Source organism: Microbulbifer regidiadema (SeqCode), assembly GCF_052466995.1.
Map to the genome: position 1 here is coordinate 664,478 of NZ_CP174297.1, position 20,318 is coordinate 684,795.

General features: G+C 52.4%; 16 protein-coding genes. 11 read left to right on the plus strand and 5 right to left on the minus strand.

Annotated features, from left to right (window positions below; all coding sequences use genetic code 11):
• The first annotated feature begins 9 nt into the window (after positions 1-9).
• The 5 genes from ACJJIK_RS02855 (at position 10) to ACJJIK_RS02875 (ending at position 8,911) form a co-directional block, all read left to right on the plus strand.
• Positions 10-945 carry a LysR family transcriptional regulator gene (locus ACJJIK_RS02855; RefSeq protein ID WP_444944137.1) on the plus strand — a complete coding sequence of 312 codons (936 nt, stop codon included), beginning with the start codon at positions 10-12 and terminating at the stop codon, positions 943-945.
• Between the two features lie 175 nt (positions 946-1,120).
• Complete coding sequence (locus ACJJIK_RS02860; protein ID WP_444944138.1) at positions 1,121-3,295, plus strand: malate synthase G; 2,175 nt, start codon at positions 1,121-1,123, stop codon at positions 3,293-3,295.
• 353 nt (positions 3,296-3,648) lie between these two features.
• The gene (locus ACJJIK_RS02865; RefSeq protein WP_444944139.1) at positions 3,649-4,215 is read left to right on the plus strand and encodes a hypothetical protein; all 567 of its coding nucleotides are present in this window, start codon (positions 3,649-3,651) and stop codon (positions 4,213-4,215) included.
• A gap of 338 nt (positions 4,216-4,553) precedes the next feature.
• Complete coding sequence (locus tag ACJJIK_RS02870) at positions 4,554-6,062, plus strand: hypothetical protein (protein WP_444931266.1); 1,509 nt, start codon at positions 4,554-4,556, stop codon at positions 6,060-6,062.
• An 887-nt stretch (positions 6,063-6,949) separates the two neighbouring features.
• Complete coding sequence (locus tag ACJJIK_RS02875) at positions 6,950-8,911, plus strand: GMC family oxidoreductase (protein ID WP_444944140.1); 1,962 nt, start codon at positions 6,950-6,952, stop codon at positions 8,909-8,911.
• Positions 8,912-8,986: 75 nt separating this feature from the next.
• On the opposite strand, the gene asnS is transcribed toward ACJJIK_RS02875, so the two are convergent.
• From asnS to ACJJIK_RS02895, 4 genes are all read right to left on the minus strand, one after another.
• A complete protein-coding gene (gene asnS / locus ACJJIK_RS02880) occupies positions 8,987-10,393 on the minus strand; it encodes an asparagine--tRNA ligase (protein ID WP_444944141.1) in 1,407 nt (468 codons plus the stop codon).
• A 145-nt stretch (positions 10,394-10,538) separates the two neighbouring features.
• The gene (locus ACJJIK_RS02885) at positions 10,539-11,012 is read right to left on the minus strand and encodes a L,D-transpeptidase family protein (protein ID WP_444931263.1); all 474 of its coding nucleotides are present in this window, start codon (positions 11,010-11,012) and stop codon (positions 10,539-10,541) included.
• Between the two features lie 6 nt (positions 11,013-11,018).
• Entirely contained in the window at positions 11,019-12,188 is a 1,170-nt protein-coding gene (locus ACJJIK_RS02890; protein WP_444944142.1) for a sterol desaturase family protein, read from the minus strand.
• 138 nt (positions 12,189-12,326) lie between these two features.
• Positions 12,327-12,623 (minus strand): hypothetical protein, encoded by a 297-nt coding sequence (locus ACJJIK_RS02895; RefSeq protein ID WP_444931261.1) that lies wholly within the window; start codon positions 12,621-12,623, stop codon positions 12,327-12,329.
• Between the two features lie 469 nt (positions 12,624-13,092).
• On the opposite strand from ACJJIK_RS02895, the gene ACJJIK_RS02900 reads away from it, so the two are divergent.
• From ACJJIK_RS02900 to ACJJIK_RS02910, 3 genes are all read left to right on the plus strand, one after another.
• The gene (locus ACJJIK_RS02900; protein ID WP_444944143.1) at positions 13,093-14,334 is read left to right on the plus strand and encodes a lipoprotein-releasing ABC transporter permease subunit; all 1,242 of its coding nucleotides are present in this window, start codon (positions 13,093-13,095) and stop codon (positions 14,332-14,334) included.
• Positions 14,335-14,406: 72 nt separating this feature from the next.
• A complete protein-coding gene (gene lolD, locus ACJJIK_RS02905; protein WP_444931259.1) occupies positions 14,407-15,159 on the plus strand; it encodes a lipoprotein-releasing ABC transporter ATP-binding protein LolD in 753 nt (250 codons plus the stop codon).
• Complete coding sequence (locus tag ACJJIK_RS02910; protein ID WP_444944144.1) at positions 15,152-16,411, plus strand: lipoprotein-releasing ABC transporter permease subunit; 1,260 nt, start codon at positions 15,152-15,154, stop codon at positions 16,409-16,411. Before lolD ends, ACJJIK_RS02910 begins: the two co-directional genes overlap by 8 nt.
• Before the next feature lie 198 nt (positions 16,412-16,609).
• Here ACJJIK_RS02910 and ACJJIK_RS02915 read toward each other — a convergent pair whose 3' ends face one another.
• Complete coding sequence (locus ACJJIK_RS02915) at positions 16,610-17,134, minus strand: DUF2062 domain-containing protein (RefSeq protein ID WP_444931257.1); 525 nt, start codon at positions 17,132-17,134, stop codon at positions 16,610-16,612.
• Between the two features lie 316 nt (positions 17,135-17,450).
• Between ACJJIK_RS02915 and ACJJIK_RS02920 the strand changes: the two genes are divergently transcribed.
• The 3 genes from ACJJIK_RS02920 to prpC all read left to right on the plus strand — a co-directional run bounded on the left by ACJJIK_RS02920 (position 17,451) and on the right by prpC (position 20,228).
• The gene (locus tag ACJJIK_RS02920; protein WP_444931256.1) at positions 17,451-18,131 is read left to right on the plus strand and encodes a GntR family transcriptional regulator; all 681 of its coding nucleotides are present in this window, start codon (positions 17,451-17,453) and stop codon (positions 18,129-18,131) included.
• Between the two features lie 3 nt (positions 18,132-18,134).
• Positions 18,135-19,013, plus strand: coding sequence for a methylisocitrate lyase (gene prpB, locus ACJJIK_RS02925; RefSeq protein ID WP_444944145.1), 879 nt, complete (start codon positions 18,135-18,137; stop codon positions 19,011-19,013).
• An 87-nt stretch (positions 19,014-19,100) separates the two neighbouring features.
• Entirely contained in the window at positions 19,101-20,228 is a 1,128-nt protein-coding gene (gene prpC, locus ACJJIK_RS02930) for a bifunctional 2-methylcitrate synthase/citrate synthase (protein WP_444931254.1), read from the plus strand.
• Positions 20,229-20,318 lie beyond the last annotated feature (90 nt).

Here is a 20,318-nt window from a genome sequence, read left to right on the forward strand (position 1 = left end):
AATAGATGTATGCAACTGGAAAGAGCTGACCTGAACCTGCTGGTTTACCTCGATGTGCTACTGCGCGAACGCAATGTGACCCGTGCGGCGAATTACCTGGGTTTGTCCCAGCCGGCCATGAGTAATGGCCTGAAGCGCCTGCGGGAGTTGTTTGACGATCCGCTACTGGTGCGCACCCGCGAGGGCATGATGCCCACAGAGCGGGCTCTGGAGTTGCAGCCGATGGTGCGCGAGGCACTTTCCTCCATTGATCGGGTTATTCAGCCAAATCGGGATTTTGACCCCGCCAACACCCGCCGCACCTTCCGCATCATGGCTAGCGACTACGCCGAGTCCACCCTGATACCGCCACTGCTGAAGCAGTTGCGGGACGATGCCCCGGGCATCAGTCTGGATATCATGACCCCCAGTGATGTGAGTTTTGTGGATGTGGAACAGGGCAAGGTGGATATGGTGATCAACCGCTTTGACAGCATGCCGCAGAGTTTCCATCAGGCCACCGTCTGGCGCGATAGCTTCTCCTGCGTTATGCGCGCCGATAACCCCATTCTCAGGGGCTACAACTTGCAGAGCTACCTGGAAGCTCAGCATATCTGGGTGAGTAAAACCGGTATGGGGGTGGGGGTCGGGGTCAACCCGGAGGATGTGCAGCGTTTGGGCTGGGTGGATGAGGCCATAGGTCGCCTGGGGGAAAAGCGCGATATCTCCGTTTTTACTCGCCACTACCAAGTGGCGATGCTATTGGCGGAGCAGAGTGACCTTATTGTCACTGTGCCGACCCGCCTGGCTCAGCTGGCCAGTGATAACCCCCGCGTGGTGAGGCGCGACCCGCCCCTGGATATTCCCAATCTAGAGCTAAAAATGGCCTGGAGCCCGCTTTTACAACAGAGCGCCCCGCACCGCTGGCTGCGCCGTTTAATTCTCGATATTGGCCGCGCTTTGTAAGCTGCTTGCCGGCGGAGGTGTGTCTGCCCGGTTCCGCCCAGGCAATCGCGCATCGGCGGCTTTGTCATAAAAATTTGATCTGTGAATAGTGGGAATTGTGTCTATAAATTAGCGGTATGTGGAATTGGCTGTTTAGAATGCCGCTATTCCAACAATCTGATGAGAGGCCCTGGGTATGACGGAACGAGTCCAAATCGGCGATCTACAAATCGCACCAGCACTTTACAACCTGGTTTGCGAGGAGGTGGTTCCAGGAACTGGAGTTAGCGCCGAAGCTTTCTGGGCCAAATTGGAATCTATTGTTCACGACCTGGCACCGGTAAATCGCGCCCTGCTGGAAAAGCGCGATGAGTTACAGGAAACCCTCGATCGCTGGCACACCGACAACCCCAACGGTTTCCGCGATCAGGAAGGCTATCAGGCCTTTCTGCGGGAGATCGGCTACCTTGCCGACGAGCCCGCTGAATTCAGTGCGACCACTGAAAATGTCGACGAAGAGATCGCCGTGCTGGCAGGCCCTCAGTTGGTAGTGCCGGTAATGAATGCCCGCTACGCACTCAACGCCGCAAATGCGCGTTGGGGCAGCCTCTACGATGCCCTTTACGGCACCGACGTTATCGGTGAAGAGGGCGGCGCTGAAAAGGGCAGTGAGTACAACCCGGTTCGCGGCGCTAAAGTGATCGAATATGCACGTAACTTCCTCGATCAGTCGGCCCCGCTCACTTGTGGTAGCCATGCCGAATCCGTGCAGTACCGCATTAATGGCTCACTGCTGGAAGTGGTCCAGGCCAATGGCGATATCGCCACCCTGAAAGATGCCAAGCAGTTCGTTGGCTACCTCGGCGACAGCGAAGAGCCCTCCAGCATCCTGCTGAAACAGCACGGTCTGCACTTTGAGATCCAGGTTGACCGGGAAAGTCCTATCGGCAAAACCGACGAGGCCGGTGTAAAGGATGTGCTGATGGAGTCTGCACTGACCACCATTATGGACTGTGAAGACTCGGTGGCGGCTGTTGATGCCGAAGACAAGGTGGTGGTTTACCGCAATTGGCTCGGCCTGATGAAGGGTGATCTGAAGGAGGCTATCCACAAAGGTGGTAAGACTTTTGAGCGCAAGCTCAATGCAGACCGTGAATATACTACGCCGAATGGCAACCAGCTCACCCTGTCGGGGCGCAGCTTGATGTTTGTGCGCAATGTTGGCCACCTGATGACCAACGATGCAGTGCTGTTTGGTGATGGCAAGGAAATCCCCGAGGGGATTCTCGATGGCATGATCACCAGCCTGATCGCTTTGCACGATCTCCGTGGCGAGAGTCCGATCAAGAACTCCCGTGAAGGCAGCATCTACATCGTAAAACCGAAGATGCACGGCCCGGAAGAAGTGGCTTTTGCCAACACCCTGTTCAATCGTATTGAAGATGCGCTGGATCTGCCCCGCAATACGGTAAAAATGGGCATTATGGATGAAGAGCGCCGCACCACGGTAAACCTGAAAGCCTGTATTGCCGAAGCGAAAGAGCGCGTAGTCTTTATTAATACTGGCTTCCTGGATCGCACCGGTGACGAAATTCACACCTCAATGCTTGCAGGTGCGATGATTCGCAAGGGCGACATGAAGCAGTCCACCTGGATTGGCGCTTACGAAGAGTGGAATGTGGATGTTGGCCTGAACAGCGGTCTTAAAGGCAGAGCGCAAATTGGTAAAGGTATGTGGCCGATTCCGGACCAGATGGCCGCGATGATGCAGGCTAAGCTGGCGCACCCAATGGCCGGTGCCAACACGGCATGGGTGCCATCCCCCACTGCGGCAACACTTCACGCACTGCACTACCACAAGGTGGATGTAAATCGTCGCCAGGAAGAGATTCAAGATCGCCATCACGCCAAGCTGGAAGATATTCTGACGGTGCCTGTGGCTACAGAGACCAACTGGAGTGCAAAAGATATCCAGCTGGAGCTGGACAACAACGCCCAAGGTATCCTCGGCTACGTAGTGCGCTGGGTAGAGCAGGGCGTGGGCTGCTCCAAGGTGCCGGATATCAATGATGTGGGTCTGATGGAAGATCGCGCAACTCTGCGTATCTCCTCCCAGCATATTGCCAACTGGCTCAAGCACGGCATTGTTAGTGAAGAGCAAGTGCGTGAAACCATGGAGCGTATGGCTGCTGTGGTGGACCGTCAGAATGCCGGAGACTCTAACTACAACGATATGGCCCCGAACTTCGATAAGAGCGTCGCCTTCCAGGCCGCCTGTGAGCTGGTATTTGAAGGCTGCGCCCAGCCGAATGGGTACACCGAGCCAGTTTTGCACCGCCGCAGACGCGAGTTTAAGGCTCTGAATGCTTGATAGTTGAACTTGAGTTTGAAAGGCCCCGCAAGGGGCCTTTTTCGTTATTGGCTAAGCCTTAAAGCCCCTTGAGGGCATGTGGTTTACTGCCTGATACTAATTTACCCCTCGCCTTAAGCGGTGAATAAAGGTGCAGCAGAGACTCGCTGTGAATCTATTCCTGCCAGCTCATAATCGGCGCCCATGCTTTATGCGGTCCTGAGCGTAGTATATTCTTCCTTTCCGATCTTTCAGCATGTCATTTTTCCCCCGCAGAATTTACCACCCCTGATATTTGTCAATAGGTGCGTTGTCTGGACAGGGTATGGTTACTTTTAAGGAGTATATAGTTGGTACATTTTAACAGTGTTGCTATGAACAAAAGGAAAGTTCTTGCTTGGTGTGTTGGGGGGCTGGTTTGTATTGGCTTACTATTTTCTCTGTATTCCTTTGTTGAAAGCTTGGGGCCATCTGCTGTCACTGAAGAACCTTTGGAAATTAATCTAGGTGAGATTCCCAGGGGAACCCTGCGTGTATTTGACTATGCGGGAAGGCCAGTGGCGGTCTACCGGTCCAGCGAGCAGTATGTAAAAGAACTCATTGCTAATAATAAACTGACAAACGGTCCCTTTTATAAGGAGGGGACTGTTCCTCCTTTTTTTATCTATTACCTGCAAAGTACATATAGAGGCTGCTATCTCTACGAGTCAAAAGAATATGTCGGGTTCAAAAGTAATGTGCCACTACAAGGGCTGTTTGATCCCTGCCATATGGGGTTCTGGGATTATTCCGGAAGGTTTATTCGGGAGGTTAATTCCTCGAAAGAAGCAAACCTGGAGAATCTGGAATCAATTAAAGATTATTACTGGAAGGATGATAACACCTTGCGTCTCCGCTCAAAGCCCCGTAATGATCATTGGATATACACGCAACGATGGTAGAAAGAACGCCTGCGGGATTTAGGTACTGATATCTTAATTGAGGTTAAGGAGATACGATTTAAGCTCTAAACCTATAAAGTGTTCCGTTGAAATCAACAGTGCTCTATTTTAACCTGAAAATGAAATCCTACAGCCACTAAAAATGCTTGATATAGATTATTACTTGCGTAGTTTTCGTATGGTTTCGTTAGTTTTTTGTCTGTATCTGCCCGGTTGTATTCTCGATGGATTCTGGGAGTACGATGGTCTCTAATTTTTATGTGTTATTTAGGGTTTTTGTTTTTCAGTCTATGAGAACTTAGATAAATCTATCTTTATAAGAAAAGGAAGGCTTTGCGATGGTGTTTTTTCAAGTTAAGCACTTTGTGTTTTTGATGGTATTAATTTTTCTTTCTGGTACTGCAAGTGCAGAATTGAGTAGTGATCCGCCCAAGAACCCCTTTCTCGCCGATTCGCCCTGGCCCATGAGCCATGCAAATCCTTACAGTCAGGGTTCTACCAGCTTACCTGGTATTGAGTCGGCCGATGTAGCTAGTGTTAATAAAGAGCTTTATAAAACACTACCGGTGTCCATTGTTCTTGCTTACTCCTCAGCCTATGAATCCACCGGGGAGGGGGTTGTCTGGGGGAGTACATTTGGCAGCATTATTAAAATGGATCTAAATGGTGAGCAGATTGATAAAATTGACACCCTGTCAAAAGGGGAGTTTAAAAGCGGTATTTCTGGTGCTTATGTACTCGTCGATAAGGATTATAGGTTCTACGTACCCAATGATACGAGTTTAATGGTTTATGAAGATACCGTTAAAGGAGAGCCCGGCTCAGGAATAGCTCTTTATAAGCAATTTGATATCCCCCCAGCGCTCTTGTCGGATGAGGAAGAGGTGATCGTGGGGCTCAATATGACCTATGACGGGTATCTCTGTCTGGTAACTTCTACGGGTTTGGTCGTCATTGTTAGCAGGGAATTAGACGAGTACTACTATGCTGAGGTTGATGAAGGCGAGGAGGTCTCCAACTCAATTTCGATTGATGAGGATGGCGGTATCTATGTGGCCTCTAGTAAGAAAATGTATCGATTTCAATGGAATGGAGATAGCGTAAGCTCCAGTGAAAAAGAGGGGGGCTGGAAAGCCGCTTATGAATCTGGGCCAGACACGCCTTGGGTCGGTCGTTTAGGCACCGGTTCTGGCTCTACTCCCTCCCTGATGAATGCGGGGAGGGATAAGTTGATTGTCTTCACTGATGGTCAGGAATTGATGAACCTTGTTGTTATGTGGCGGGATCAAATACCGTCGGATTGGCAGGGGCTCTCTGAGGGCAAAGACAGAAGGATAGCAGCAGAAGTACCGATCACTTTTGGCAATCCGCAGGCAGTAAGGAGTATATCTGAGCAATCCGTATTGGTTCGAGGGAGTCGTGCATTTGTCGTTAACAATGATTACAGCGGTGATTCTGGTCAGGAGCTAGAGATACCATCATGGCTAAAAGTACTGTTTTCGAATTTGCCGGCATACGCCCCCTATGGTGTAGAGCAATTTGAATGGGATTCTAGTAGCAGAAGTCTGTATAGCAACTGGGCAAATGCGGAAATAAGCTGCCCAAATGGTATACCCACTATGAGTGAGCCTTCCAATTTGGCGTATTGCTGGGGGCAGCGCGAGGGGGTTTGGGCATTAGAGGCCATAAACTGGGATACCGGTGAAAGTGCATTTCATATCCCCCTAGGCTATCTGGAGAAATATAATAGTATTTACTCGGCTACTCAAATTGGTGCGGGGAAGGAAATGCTCTCGGGGACTTTCGGAGGTGTCGTGCGCCTGAAACCCTCCATATCGGGGCGCTAACCTCATTCGCTGATAGGTATAAGGCCCCATAGATTTGTATGGGGTCACTGTAGGTAAAAAAGCCTTGTTTTTACTCAAACTGCTTGCGCCTTTCTTTTTATACGCGGTAGCGCCCGGGATCTTGAGCTTCAGCTCCATAAAGAGTTTTGGTTATAAAGGCGGGTATAAAAGTTAAGCGCTAGATTTTTCCATATCTGTATAAAACTTCAATGGGAAATTTCTCTATTTCTGGAAAATGATAGTTATAAAAAACTCGATTCCGGTATGATTTGGCCGCATCAGTTTAAAGTTATCAAGGATGAAAAAGTGCAGCTACATGGTGAATACCTGAATCTAGATATCAATACTGCTCCTGAATTTGAAGTGATGCCTTCTTGGCTCTCCATGTCGCAGTAATACAGACAAGCTGTTTATAGCTTGCGGAGAGGTGAGCCATTAGTTAGAGGGTGAGGCTTCCAATACTTGGTCTGCTGGCCAAGATTAAAGTTTAAAGTGAATGATTTAAATGGAGGTTATTGTGGCACCAAGGCTTGCTGTATCGTCTGGGTGCTTGGTATTCAGTCTCTCAGTGGAAATCTGACGTATATTTTTGATTATATTGGCAGTGGGGGTGAACTCCTGTGCCGGCAATGGCCATCTCGGTCTTTAGGTGCTTGAGGGGCAATTGGCCTCTCCACAGTGTATTCATTGTTGATCTCTAAGATTATGGCTCAACTTCCAGTCCTCTGAGAGAGGCTTCTATTCTGCATTTATTGGCATGTAATACTTCCTTATGCTGCTAATTAGCTCCAGTTTTTAACTGAATTTATCTATGAGAGAGGGAGTTGATAAATTTGGTATGCATAATGCTTTTTCGAGGAGAGCCCTATAAAAACGGATAAAGCACTATGGAAGAGAAGGATAAGGTTGAAAAGAAATCGTCGGACAGGAAAATTAGTCGCAGAAGTTTCACTAAGCGTGCAGTTCAATTAGGTATTGCTGCCAGTGCGGCCTCAACAGGGCTGGTCTCCGCGCTCTCAATGTTAGAGGGGGGCTTTTACGATCTGTACGACTATGTAATTGTTGGGTCGGGAGCGGGAGGTGGGCCGCTGGCGGTTAATTTAGCGAAGGCTGGGTTTTCTGTTTTGGTGCTGGAAGCCGGTGCCAATGACCCTAGTGATGATACTCACAATATTCCAGCGTGGCACCCTTTTGCATCTGAAGATCGGAAATTGAGCTGGGACTTTTATGTCAAGCACTATGCAGACATTAATCAGCAACAACTGGATGATAAATATGTTGCCGGCAAGGGGATTCTCTACCCCCGGGCGAGTACGATCGGAGGTTGTACCACGCACCATGCACTGATCACTGTTTATCCTCACAATAGTGATTTTGACCGTATAGCCCGAGACACAGGAGATATTTCCTGGGATAGCGCCAATATGCGGCAATACTTTGAGCGTTTAGAGCGCTGTGAGTATGTGCCTCGGCCAATCTTTTCCAACCCCTCTCGCCATGGTTTTGATGGGTGGCTGCCAACCAATCGCGGTAACCCCGCCTTACTGCTGGAAGATCCAACTCTCCTGAAGATCGTGCAGGCGGCACTGGCAAAGTACGGGCTCGAGGGGGCGTTGGAGCAAATTGTGAATGGCAATCTTCGCCTGGATATTAATCACTGGGATGTGGCTGCAGGCCAAGAGGGGCCTTTTGTTGCCCCTATGGCCGCAGATAGCCGAAGCCAGCGCACCAGTGTGCGCGAGCACCTGCTTGCTGCTCAGGCTATTTACCCAAACTTACTTCATATCCGCACCAATTCACTGGCTACTCGTGTGCTGTTTGAAGAGAAAACCGTTATTGGTGTCGAGTTTCTAGAGGGGGCGAGTTTATACAAGGCCGATCCTTATTACGAAGAAAATGGATCGCCTGGAGTATTGCGGCAAGTGCGTGCAAGCCGGGAAGTTATTCTGTCTGGGGGAGCATTTAACAGTCCGCAGCTATTGAAGCTATCGGGTATCGGCCCTGCACATGAACTTCGCGATCACGGCATAGAACCCCTGGTCGATTTACCCGGGGTGGGAGAGAACCTTCAGGATCGCTATGAGGTCGGTGTCGTCAGTGAGATGAGCGAAGACCTTTCGCTGCTGAAAGATTGTACTTGGGGTGAGGGGGATGACCCCTGCTTGAATCGCTATCGTTACGGCTGGTTAAACCAGGGCCCTTACAGTGGAAATGGACCGGTATTGTCACTGGTCAAGCGCTCCAGGCCGGATCTGGAGGACCCGGATCTATTTATTTTTGGGGTGCCGACCGACTTTCACGGTTATTTCCCCGGGTATTCGCAGGCGCTGAGAGACTACAAGGATCGCTTTTCCTGGGTTGTACTTAAGGGCCATACCAACAACACGGCTGGTCGTGTCACCCTTCGCTCTGCCGACCCGAGAGATACACCGGAGATCAACTTTCATTATTTTGCCGAGGGCAATGATGCTTTGGGAGAAGATCTCCAGGCGGTGATTGAGGGGGTGAAAATATCCAGAGATATTATGTCCGGCCCTATTGTGAGCAGCAGGGTCTCCAGGGAGCTTCTGCCGGGTAGCGAGGTTCAATCCGACCCGCAGATTGGCGATTTTGTGAAAAATCAGGCGTGGGGGCACCACGCCTCCTGCTCTAACAAAATGGGTCCAGCCAGCGATCCTATGGCGGTAGTGGATAGTAAGTTTCGAGTGCATGGCACTCATAATTTGCGGGTAGTGGATGCCTCGGTCTTTCCGCGAATTCCGGGCTTCTTTATTGTGGTGCCGGTTTATATGATCAGTGAAAAGGCGAGCGATGACATTATTGCGGCGGCAACCGGGGGAAGTGTTTGAGCCGGTTTTGCTTTGACTCAAAAAAAGCCCCGCGTGGTTGGCGGGGCTTTGTTGTCGCAGTGCGGCGCTTTTTTATTAGAACGAGATGTTCTTCGGTGTGCGCGGGAAGGGGATAACATCGCGGATGTTGCCCATGCCGGTCACGTAGGACACGATGCGATCGAAGCCGAGACCGAAGCCCGCGTGAGGTACTGTGCCGTAGCGGCGCAGGTCGCGGTACCAGTCTAGGTGCTCCTTGGGTACATTCATCTCATCCATGCGCTCGTCGAGCTTCTCCAGGCGCTCTTCGCGCTGGGCACCGCCGATAATTTCGCCGATTCCCGGTGCCAAAACGTCCATCGCAGCAACGGTTTTGCCGTCGTCGTTCATACGCATATAGAAGGCTTTGATGTCCTTCGGGTAGTTCATCACAATAACCGGCTTCTCGAAGTGTTTCTCTGCCAGGTAGCGCTCGTGCTCAGAGGCCAGGTCGATACCCCAGGATACGGGGAATTCGAACTTCTCTTTGCAGCTCTCCAGGATTTCGATGGCTTCTGAGTAGTTGATGCGGGCGAAGTCGTTATCGACAATATTCTCCAGGCGGCTGATAGCTTCCTTGTCGATACGCTGGGCGAAGAAGGCCATATCGTCGGCGCGCTCTTCCAGTACCGCTTTGGAAACGTACTTCAGCATTTGCTCGGAGAGATCGGCAATATCTGCCAGGTCGGCAAAGGCGACTTCCGGCTCAACCATCCAGAACTCCGCCAGGTGGCGGGTGGTGTTGGAGTTTTCCGCGCGGAAAGTGGGGCCAAAGGTGTATACCTTGGACATGGCCAGGCAGTAGCTCTCTACGTTTAGCTGGCCGGATACGGTGAGAAAGCTCTCCTCGCCGAAGAAATCCTTGCTGTAATCCACGCCACCTTTGTCGGTGCGCGGTAAGTTTTCCATATCCAGGGTGCTTACGCGGAACATCTCACCGGCGCCTTCACAGTCGGAAGCGGTGAGGATCGGGGTGTGTACGTAGAGGAAGCCGCTCTCGTGGTAAAAGCGGTGGATTGCCTGGGCGATACAGTTGCGCACGCGGGCTACGGCGCCGCTGACGTTGGTGCGCGGGCGCAGGTGCGCGTGTTCACGCAAGTGCTCCATCGTGTGGCGCTTGGGGGACATGGGGTAAGTATCCGGGTCTTCCACCCAGCCCACCACCTGAACTTCGGTAGCGAGCAGTTCGATAGACTGTCCCTTGCCCTCGGAAGGCTTGATGGTGCCGAGGATTTCTACCGCGCAGCCGGTAGTTAGGCGCTGCACTTCTGATTGGTAATTGTGCAGGTGATTTTCTGCAACGGCCTGGATCGGATCAAAGCAGCTGCCGTCGTGTACGGCCAGGAAAGAGAGGCCCGCTTTGGAGTCGCGGCGGGTTCTGATCCAGCCCTGAACGCGGACTTCTTCGCCCTCGCGACCAGTGGATTTCAATAGGCTATCTACGGATTCGACTTTTACTGTCATTTTCTATCGGTTTCTCATTAGTCCGGAAGGTGGTGTTCTGTCAGCTTGCCTAAAAGTTGACCACTCCACCAAGGTGAAGTTACGGCGGGCATATTGACTGGTTGTAGAGGGGAAATCCAGTCCCTTGGAGATATATGCGGCTACCCTACCAGCGGATTTCGATGGGGGTGCCGGTTTGTACCAGCGACATAAACTCATCCATTTCATCATTGGTCAAGGCAATACATCCATCGGTCCAGTTAAAGCGCTGGCTCAGTGGTGCGAGCCAGCCGAGTCGATTGCGCTGGCCGTGAACCATAATAAAGCCCCCCGGTGACACGCCCCGCGCCTCGGCGCGGCTGCGATCTTCGGCGTTGGGGTAGGAGATATGCATGGCTCGGTAGTAGGATGAGTCCTCTTTTTTGTAGTCCAGGGTATATAGGCCCTCGGGGGTTCTCTCATCGCCTTCCTGCTGTTTGTGCCCCTGGGGCTGCCCACCCAGTGCCACGTGATAGCTCCTTACAATTTTACTGCCGTCCAGAAGGCGCATCAGATTTTCAGATTTGATGACTTGCACCAGTGTGATATTGGCATTAGCTGCGCTGGCGAAAGTTAGCAGAAGAATAGTGAGATAGCGCATAGGGGCTTAGGGATTCTCTGAGCGGCTGGAGGTTGTTTTACGCTGGTCCAGGAGTGCAGTTATTGGGTAGAACATTTGCCCCAAATAGCTTTGTGGCAGTTTTTTTGTCGTTCCGTAGGCCGCAGGCCAGTGTCCTTTGGGAAAATGTAGGGTCCTAAACAGCCAGTCGAACAGTAAAGTGTGTGCTGAATAATTGGTGTCAATAGCGGGCTTTTCTGAGCTGTGATGCCAGTGGTGAAACTGGGGGGTGACAAAGATATATTTCAGGGGGCCAAACGGCAGTTTGGTATTGCAGTGAACTAATACTGCCTGCAATGCGGCAAAGGCAACATAGAGATTCAGGGCTGATTCTTCCACTCCAAGTAGGTACAAGGGCACCATTACCATGGCGCGCTCGGAAAAAACCTGGAGGAAATGGCCCCGTGATCCCGCCAGCCAGTCCATAGTCTCAACGGAATGGTGAACCGCATGAATCGGCCACAGGAATTGCACCTCGTGGTAGAGGCGGTGCTCCCAGTAAAGAACAAAATCTGCACAGACAATTATCAGGGCAAATTGTATGAAAATTGGGATATTGCTTATGGAGTCCTGGGCTCGCTCGCTGATCGCCCAGTCAAAGTGGCCGATATGATAATTGGCGAAGATCAAAATGGCTGAGATGGCCAAATGATTGAAGCAGAAATAGAAGAGGTCCAGGCCCCACTCTTTACGCAGGATAACTTGGTTCTTGTATTTGGGGATTAGCTTTTCCAGGGTGACAAATAGGGCAACTGAACCCAGGAAGGCCAAGATCATCCAGTCAACCCCTAAAGATAAGCGTTTCGCCTCAACCGGTCCGACAGGGATGGTGTAGCCCCCCAAGAGAAAGGCAGTACCGGTGAGGGCCATGCCCGAAAAGCCCATCATACGGAATTTCTTCAAGTAAAAAGTGACCGCACCAAAAAACAGGGCGAAGTACATCCCGTATTTGAGAATATTCTGTAGGTATTCCGCATCGTAGAGTTGCCGTAACTCTGTGGTGGTCAGATAGGAGGGGTATAAATAGGCAAGAACGGCCAGAAGGCTCATGCCCCCCAGAAATACAGAGGCGTAGCCACTGATTTTTCCTTCCCCTAAGCGGAACTCGCTGTGCCGGTCACGGGGGACCTGCCGTTCTTGATACTGATACTCTGACATGGAATCTATTTACCCCGGCTGTAGTATTGGGGTTGCGAGTTTTACCGAAGGTAGGGAAAAAATCGAGAGGTTGTAACAGAGTGTGTTATTCAGTGGGGAGGGGGAGCTCTGCTGAGCCCCTGCCCGAAAAACGATAAGTCAGCCGCTGGGCTTTTTCACGGTGTGCAGGACGGTGTCCAGCTCAAAGAAGACGTAAAAGTCGTTGTATTCCCAGCGGGTGATGGCGGGTTCGCCAATCGGCCCCTGGATACTGAGAGGTTCTCCCAGGCGCGAGGTGACGTCGTGTTTTTTGAGCCCACGGACTTCTTCAATGGCGAGCTCCCCCCCCTGGGTGCCTACCGGTACTTCTATTGTTGTCGCCTGGGCGCCCAAGGTGAGAAGTAGTACCATTGAACCAGCGAGATAGTGCAATCCGCTGCGGAGTCTGCTGAACATTTTTTGTCCCCCGAATTAGTGTTCCATTAGCCGTCCCATTAAAACAGAATTTCAGTCAAAGCTCCTGTTGTTCTTCACGTTTTTACGTCATAAGTAGAGTAAATGGTGCCTATTTAGGCTGTTTAGTGCCACTTTTTAGCGTTTGGGTTTTTAGAGTTCTTGTGCCTGGTTGGTATTGGCGAAAGGTAGGGGGATTGGGGTGACGACCTGGGAACCCGTGTCGGGCTGGGGAGGCGGATTGAGACTTTTTCAGCCTTCGACTTACGAGCGCCTCTGTATGAGTTACTGACCGGTTTCCATCCGGGGTTGTCCTAATCACTGACTGGCCCCGCAGGGGAGCGCCCCGACAGGCCTGGCGTTTGGCGGGGGAGGCTCTAGAGTTCCCGGGGCGACACCCAAGACCCGCAACATTTGGTAATCTTGCCTAAATCTTTGGATTTCCTGGCATTTTTCCGTTTAAATCGACCCTATGTTAAAACCTGTTCCCCTTTATATTGGCTTGCGCTATGTGGCGGCCCGCCGCAGGCAGCAATTTATTTCCTTTATCAACGGCTTCTCTCTGCTGGGGATGGCCCTTGGTGTTCTTGCTCTGATTGTTGTTACTTCTGTGATGAACGGCTTCGATCGTGAGCTTAAAACCCGAATATTGAGTGTTGTACCTCACGGTTTTGTGGAGCGGGAGGGCGGCCTTGTGGACTGGCAGGCACCCGCACGGCAGCTGGAGGCCCAGCCCCACGTCGAGGCTACCAGTCCTTTCGTCAATGGCTACGCTCTGTTGAGCGCCCATGGCAGCAGTCACGGCGCCCAGTTCCAAGGCGTAGATCCGCAAGCGCTGCGCAAGGTGTCGACAGTTGGCGAGCATATGGTGATGGGCAGCCTGGATCTGCTGGAACCGCGCAGCTATCGGGTGGTTCTGGGGCGAATCCTTGCCCATCAGCTCAATGTGATTCCCGGGGACTCGGTGATCCTGACCCTGCCAGAAGTCAGTGTCACCCCGGCAGGAATTTTCCCGCGCACCAAGCGCTTTACCGTGGCCGGTGTCTTCTCGGTAGGCGCGCAGGTGGATCAGAATGTGGCGCTGATTAACATTGAAGATGCCGCGCGGCTCACCCGGATGAGCGGTAAGGTCCAAGGGCTACAGCTGCGCTTTGACGATATGGACAATGCTCTGGGGCGTGTTGCTGCCTATGCAAATGCGCTGGGGGAGGGCTTCCGGGGGGAGGACTGGGGAGACTCTCAGGGCAGCTTGTTCCAGGCGGTGAAAATGGAGAAAACCGTCGTCACACTGATGCTGATGATTATTGTGGCCGTGGCGGCCTTTAATATCGTCTCTGCGCTGGTGCTGATGGTTGCCGATAAGCGTTCCGATATTGCTGTATTGAGAACCCTGGGGCTCACGTCGCGCCAGATTATGGCGGTGTTTGTTATTCAGGGCAGCGCGATCGGTATTATCGGCGCCTTTGTCGGTGCTGTACTGGGTATTCTGATTGCGATGAATCTGACAGAAATGGTGACCTGGATTGAATCGGCGGTAGGGGCCCAACTTTTTGACCCTAGGGTTTTCTTTGTGAGCTACCTGCCTTCTGAGTTTCGCGTTGGCGATGCCGTAGTGGTGGTGTCAGCGGCAATAGGCATGAGCTTATTGGCAACCATATTCCCCGCCTGGCGGGCGGCGCAGATCGAGCCTGCGGAAGCTTTGCGTTACGAATAATTTTGTATAAATCCATCGCCGATCTGTTTTGTCGGTGCGATTTATAGGCGTTAAGAGACAGCGAATAGTTTGATGAACAGTCGAGTGGAAATAGATACTGAAAAAGCGCGGCCTGCACCGGCTCCCGGTGATGCCGTTTTAGTGTGTCGGCAATTGCGCAAGCATTATCGCCAGGGCGGTAGGGACCTGGAGGTGTTGAGTGGTGCCGAGCTGGAGGTTAAGCGGGGCGAGAAACTGGCCATTGTCGGGGCATCTGGTTCCGGCAAGTCGACGCTGCTCAATCTGCTCGGTGGCCTCGATACCCCCAGCTCCGGTGAGGTCTGGGTGGCGGGAAAGAATCTCGCCGACCTCAATGCCAATGAGCGCGGCTGGCTGCGTAACAGTAGCCTCGGTTTTGTCTATCAGTTTCACCACTTGCTCAATGAGTTTTCCGCCCTGGAAAATGTCGCAATGCCGCTGCTGATTGGCAAGCGCTCTGTAGCCGATGCCCGCAAAGAGGCGGAGGAGATGCTCAGAGCGGTAGGGCTGGGTGAGCGCATGGGGCACAAGCCATCACAGTTGTCTGGAGGGGAGCGGCAGCGTGTGGCTATTGCCCGGTCGCTGGTGACAAGGCCCGCCTGTGTGTTGATGGATGAGCCCACCGGTAACCTGGATCGGGCCACGGCTGCGGAGATCCACAAGTTGATGGATCGATTGAACCGGGAGATGGGCATCAGTTTTGTGATTGTTACTCACGACCCGGATCTCGCTGCGGCCTTGGATCGCTGCCTGCATTTGATCGATGGGCAGCTGACCGCCGATTGGCACCAGGGTGATCATGTTTAAGCCACTTCCCGCCTTTATTGGATTGCGTTACGCCGGAGCCCAGCGTCGAAACGATGACTCGGCCGCCCTGGTCTCGTTTATTTCTGGTTTATCGATGATTGGCCTGATTCTCGGTGTCGCCCTGATGATTGTGGTGATGTCGGTGATGAATGGTTTTGACCGGGAATTGCGCGAGCGGATTCTGGGAATTATGCCCCATGTCACTATTTACAATAGCAGTCCGGATGTGGATTGGTCTCAGTTGCGCCAACAGCTGGTTTCCGACCCTGCGGTTCTCTCTGCGGCGGAGGTGTGGCAGGTCAACGCGTTGGCCAGGCGCGGGGCTGAGGTGACGCCACTGCTGGTGCAGGGAGTCAATCCCGAGACCATTAGCGCGGTCTCCAATATTGGGGACTTCGTTAAACCCGCATCCTTCGATGCCCTAATGAACCCCTCTGAACCGGGTGTGGTTCTGGGTAAAGGTCTTGCGAAAAAACTCGGGGTTGAGGCTGGCGATTACCTCTCTCTGATTGTGCCCAATAACGACAGTGCCACCGGTGTACGCAGGGCTGCCCGGGTTGCCGGATTTAAAGTGGCGCAGGTTTTCCACTCGGGTACAGTGCTGGATCAATCCCTCGCCCTGGCATCCTGGCAGCAGGCCAAGGCTCTAGCTGGGGGCAGCGGCGGGGCAGGGGTTCAGCTGCGGGTCAATGAGATGCTTGAGGCCAACTGGATTATGCGGCGCCTCTTGCAAGACTTGCCTCGGGGGAATTTCTACGGCACCGACTGGAGTCGCACTCACGGAAATCTCTACCAAGCTATCCAGATGTCCCGCAATCTGGTGGGGCTGCTGGTGTTCCTGATTATTGCAATTGCCGCCTTTAATGTGGTTTCCACTCTGGTGATGGTGGTTATCGATAAACACAGCGATATCGCCATTCTTCGCACTTTGGGGGCCAGCACTCGGCAGATCTTACTGACCTTTGTGAGTCAGGGGGCCCTGGTGGGATTGGTCGGTGCCCTAATTGGTGGTGTTTTGGGGGTGTTGGGCTCTCTAACAGTGACTAAATTGGTCGCTGGGCTGGAGACCTTGTTGGGGATTCAATTTTTGAAGTCCGATGTCTACCCGGTGGATTATTTGCCGTCTCAGCTGATGTGGCAGGACGTAGTCCTGGTGGTATCTGTAGGGTTTGCACTCAGCCTCCTGGCAACCCTCTATCCCGCCTTGAAGGCCAGCCGGGTGCAGCCGGCCGCTGCTTTGCGCAATGAATAGTCGGCAGGCGGGATTTGCTCAAGACTCCAGCTCTAGACAGTGTTGACCGTACCTGCGGATTTTCTGTGTGCTGAGGCGGCTCCGGAGCTTTGCCCGGGGTTGTTTCTCCCGGGGCAATATCTAGAGTTATGCATCAGCGCACTAAAGTAATCTGGGGGGTAGCCCTGTGAAGCGCGCATTGAAATGCGGTAGGGGGAGTTAACCGGCCGCTGAGCGCTTTTGGATGCGCATTTTCCATTTCTTCACCACATGCCAGCGCCAAAGGGCGCGCATAGTGAAGTAGGCAGCTGCTGCAAAGAATACCCCGGCGAGCAGTGAGCCGGTAAATAGCGGCAACCAGATTTTCCCGACCTCAGTCGTCAGCCATTCCCACGACAGCTCTATACTGAAGTCTACCGGTGGCGCTCCGAGGACCCAGGCACCGAGTTTGTAGGTGCTAAAGAAAATGGCGGGCATGGTGATCGGATTGCTAATCCATACCAGAATAATGGATAGGGGGAGATTGCAGCGTAGCCAAAGGGCCAGTAACGCGGCAATAATCATCTGGCCTGGCAGGGGTAGGAAGCTGGTAAATACACCTGCTGCAAATGCGACCGAGACCGAGTGTCGGTTCAAATGGAAAAGGTTGGGGTCGTGGAGAAGAGTCCCCAGAAATTTGAGGCCATTGTTGGCTCTAACTTCTTCGGGGCTTGGCAGCCATCGCCTGATAATACTCTTCGGCATAACTCTGTCTGTAACCTGGGTGGTGGCAGCCTAAAACAAGCGCTGTTCCGAGGCCTGGATATTCTTTCTGCGGGATTTCCCCTAAGCCCCAAACAAGCATAGAGTGCTCACATTCGTCAGTCGAACACGTCTCATTTGGCGCGGGCGCTATTATGCCCACTTAAGCATGGCAAGACTACCGCTCTGTTTAAAGTCACCTATTTTGCCTTATTGTCAACAATCTTTAATATTTGTCTCTCTATACCCGCAGTTGACGAGAAACTGTCGCTGATTTAATGTTTTATCCCTTAAAGATTGTCGACAATCCAGGGTTTGCATGACTGTAGGTGGTACTCGCGATTCAGTTTCGGAAGAGCGCCAGAGCCTGGCCGAACGCTTATTCCTAACTTTGCGCGCGGAAATTGTGGAGGGGCAAATTGCCTCCGGTAGCAAAATTAGTGAGCCGGAACTGGCGCGTCGTTTTAATGCCAGTCGCGGCAGCCTGCGCGAAGCTGTGATGCGCTTGGAGTCTCTGGGCCTACTGGAGCGCAGAGTGAATGTTGGCGCCCGGGTTGTAGAGTTGACTGAGCGCGGTTTGCTGGAACTCTATGAAGTTCGCGAAGCTCTGGAGGGGATGGCCTGTCGCCTGGCCGCAGAGCAGCGCAGCGAAGAGGACTTAATTGAGCTGCGTCAAATGCTCTATCACCATGAGCAGCAGGAAGAGTTGCAGGCCGGTAAAGCGTACTTCCAGCCGGAGGGGGATTTCGACTTTCATTTCCGTATCGTGCAGGCATCAAAAAATGATCTTTTGATCGATACCCTGTGCAACCGACTTTATTACCGTGTTCGTATGTACCGCTACCAGCTGGGCATGGCCAGTCCCAGGGCCCAGCGGGCACTCCGCGAGCACAACCATATCATTGAGGCCATTGAGGCCGGGGATGGTGAGCTGGCGGAGCTGTTGATGCGCCGGCATATCCGCGCCTCGAGAATAAACATTGAAAAGAAACTGAGGTAGAGCATGAGCCAAAAGCCTTCCGCTGGCGCGCGTTTCCGCGCGGCACTCACCGAGAATCAACCGCTGCAAGTGGTTGGTACCATCAACGCCTACTCCGCCATTATGGCCGAGCGTATTGGTCACAAGGCGATTTACTTGTCCGGTGCCGGTGTTGCCAACGCCTCCTACGGCCTGCCAGATTTGGGAATGACCAGTCTCGACAATGTGCTGGAGGATGTGCGTCGTATAACCGCAGCCAGTGAGCTGCCGCTATTGGTGGATATCGACACGGGTTGGGGCGGTGCTTTCAATATCTCCCGCACCATTAAGGAGATGATCCGCGCTGGTGCTGCTGCGGTGCATATCGAAGATCAGGTTGCACAGAAGCGTTGCGGCCATCGCCCAAATAAAGAAATTGTTTCCAAGCAGGAGATGGTCGACCGCATCAAAGCAGCTGTAGATGCTCGTACCGATGACGATTTCTTTGTAATGGCTCGTACCGATGCTTTTGCACAGGAAGGGCTCGATGCGGCTATTGAACGCGCCCAGGCCTGTATCGAGGCTGGCGCCGACGGTATTTTCGCGGAAGCGGTTACTGAACTGGAGCACTATCGTGCATTTAAAGACGCGTTAAATGTGCCGATTTTGGCGAATATCACCGAGTTTGGTAAAACTAAACTGTATAACGTTAAAGAACTGGGTGAAGCGGGTGCAGATATCGTACTGTATCCACTGTCGGCGTTTCGTTCGATGAACCGTGCTGCGGAAAATGTTTATACCAGCATCCTGCAAAATGGCGATCAACAAGCGGTTGTCAATACCATGCAGACCCGTGAGGAGCTGTACGATTACCTGAATTATCACGAGTTTGAGCAGAAGCTGGACGAACTTTTCAATAAGTAGGGATAATCCGCCCGGCGGCAAGGCTGGGCGCTGCGCTTTCAATTGGATGAACACACTAGGTGTGTATAAAACAGGGGAGATAAGAAGATGGTAGATAAAGCATTGGGTGGTGCTGGTCTGCGCGGCCAGGTAGCGGGTAAAACTGCACTTTCCACCGTGGGTAAATCCGGTTCCGGCCTTACCTATCGCGGTTACGATATTAAAGATCTGGCCCAACACTGTGAGTTTGAAGAAGTTGCCTACCTAATTTTCTATGGAGAACTACCCACTGCGGAAGAGCTGACAGAGTACAAAGCGCTACTGAAAACCAAGCGCGGCCTGCCGCAGGCATTAAAAGAAGTGCTTGAGCGCATCCCGGCTGATGCTCACCCGATGGACGTAATGCGCACCGGCTGCTCCATGTTGGGCAACCTGGAAGGTGAAGACTCCTTCGCCCAGCAGCTGGAAAAAGCCAACCGCCTGTTGGCCGCATTCCCCTCCATCATCTGTTATTGGTACCGTTTCACCCACGACAATGTGCGCATCGAAACTGAAACTGATGACGACAGCATCGGCGGTCACTTCCTGCATATGTTGCGCGATGAGAAGCCCAATGCGCTGCACGAGCAGGTTATGAACGTTTCCCTGATCCTGTACGCAGAGCACGAATTTAACGCATCGACTTTTAGCGCGCGTGTTTGTGCCTCCACTTTGTCCGACCTGTTCAGCTGTATCACCGGTGCCATCGGCACTCTGCGTGGTCCTCTGCATGGTGGTGCCAACGAGGCGGCAATGGAGCTGATTGAGCGTTTCTCTAATCCGGACGAAGCAGAGAAAGAACTGCTGGGTATGCTGGAGCGCAAAGAGAAGATTATGGGCTTTGGCCATGCGGTTTACCGCGAGTCCGATCCGCGCAATGAGATCATCAAAGGCTGGTCTGAAAAGTTGGCTGAGGATGTGGGTGATACCGTGCTGTACCCGGTATCCGTTCGCTGTGAAGAAGTTATGTGGCGCGAGAAAAAATTGTTCTGTAATGCAGACTTTTTCCACGCTTCCGCGTATCACTTTATGGGTATTCCGACAAAGTTATTCACCCCAATTTTTGTAATGTCCCGCGTTACCGGCTGGGCTGCACATGTATTTGAGCAGCGCGCTGACAACCGCATTATTCGCCCGAGTGCAGAGTATGTGGGTGTTGAGCCCCGTACAGTAACTCCAATCGCCGAGCGCGGTTAATTTTCATTTCACTTTTGAAATGAGGCACACCCAGTGTGCCGGCTCCAGGTCGCCTTTGGTGAGTGGCCTGGAGCCACCCTCAGAAGAGAC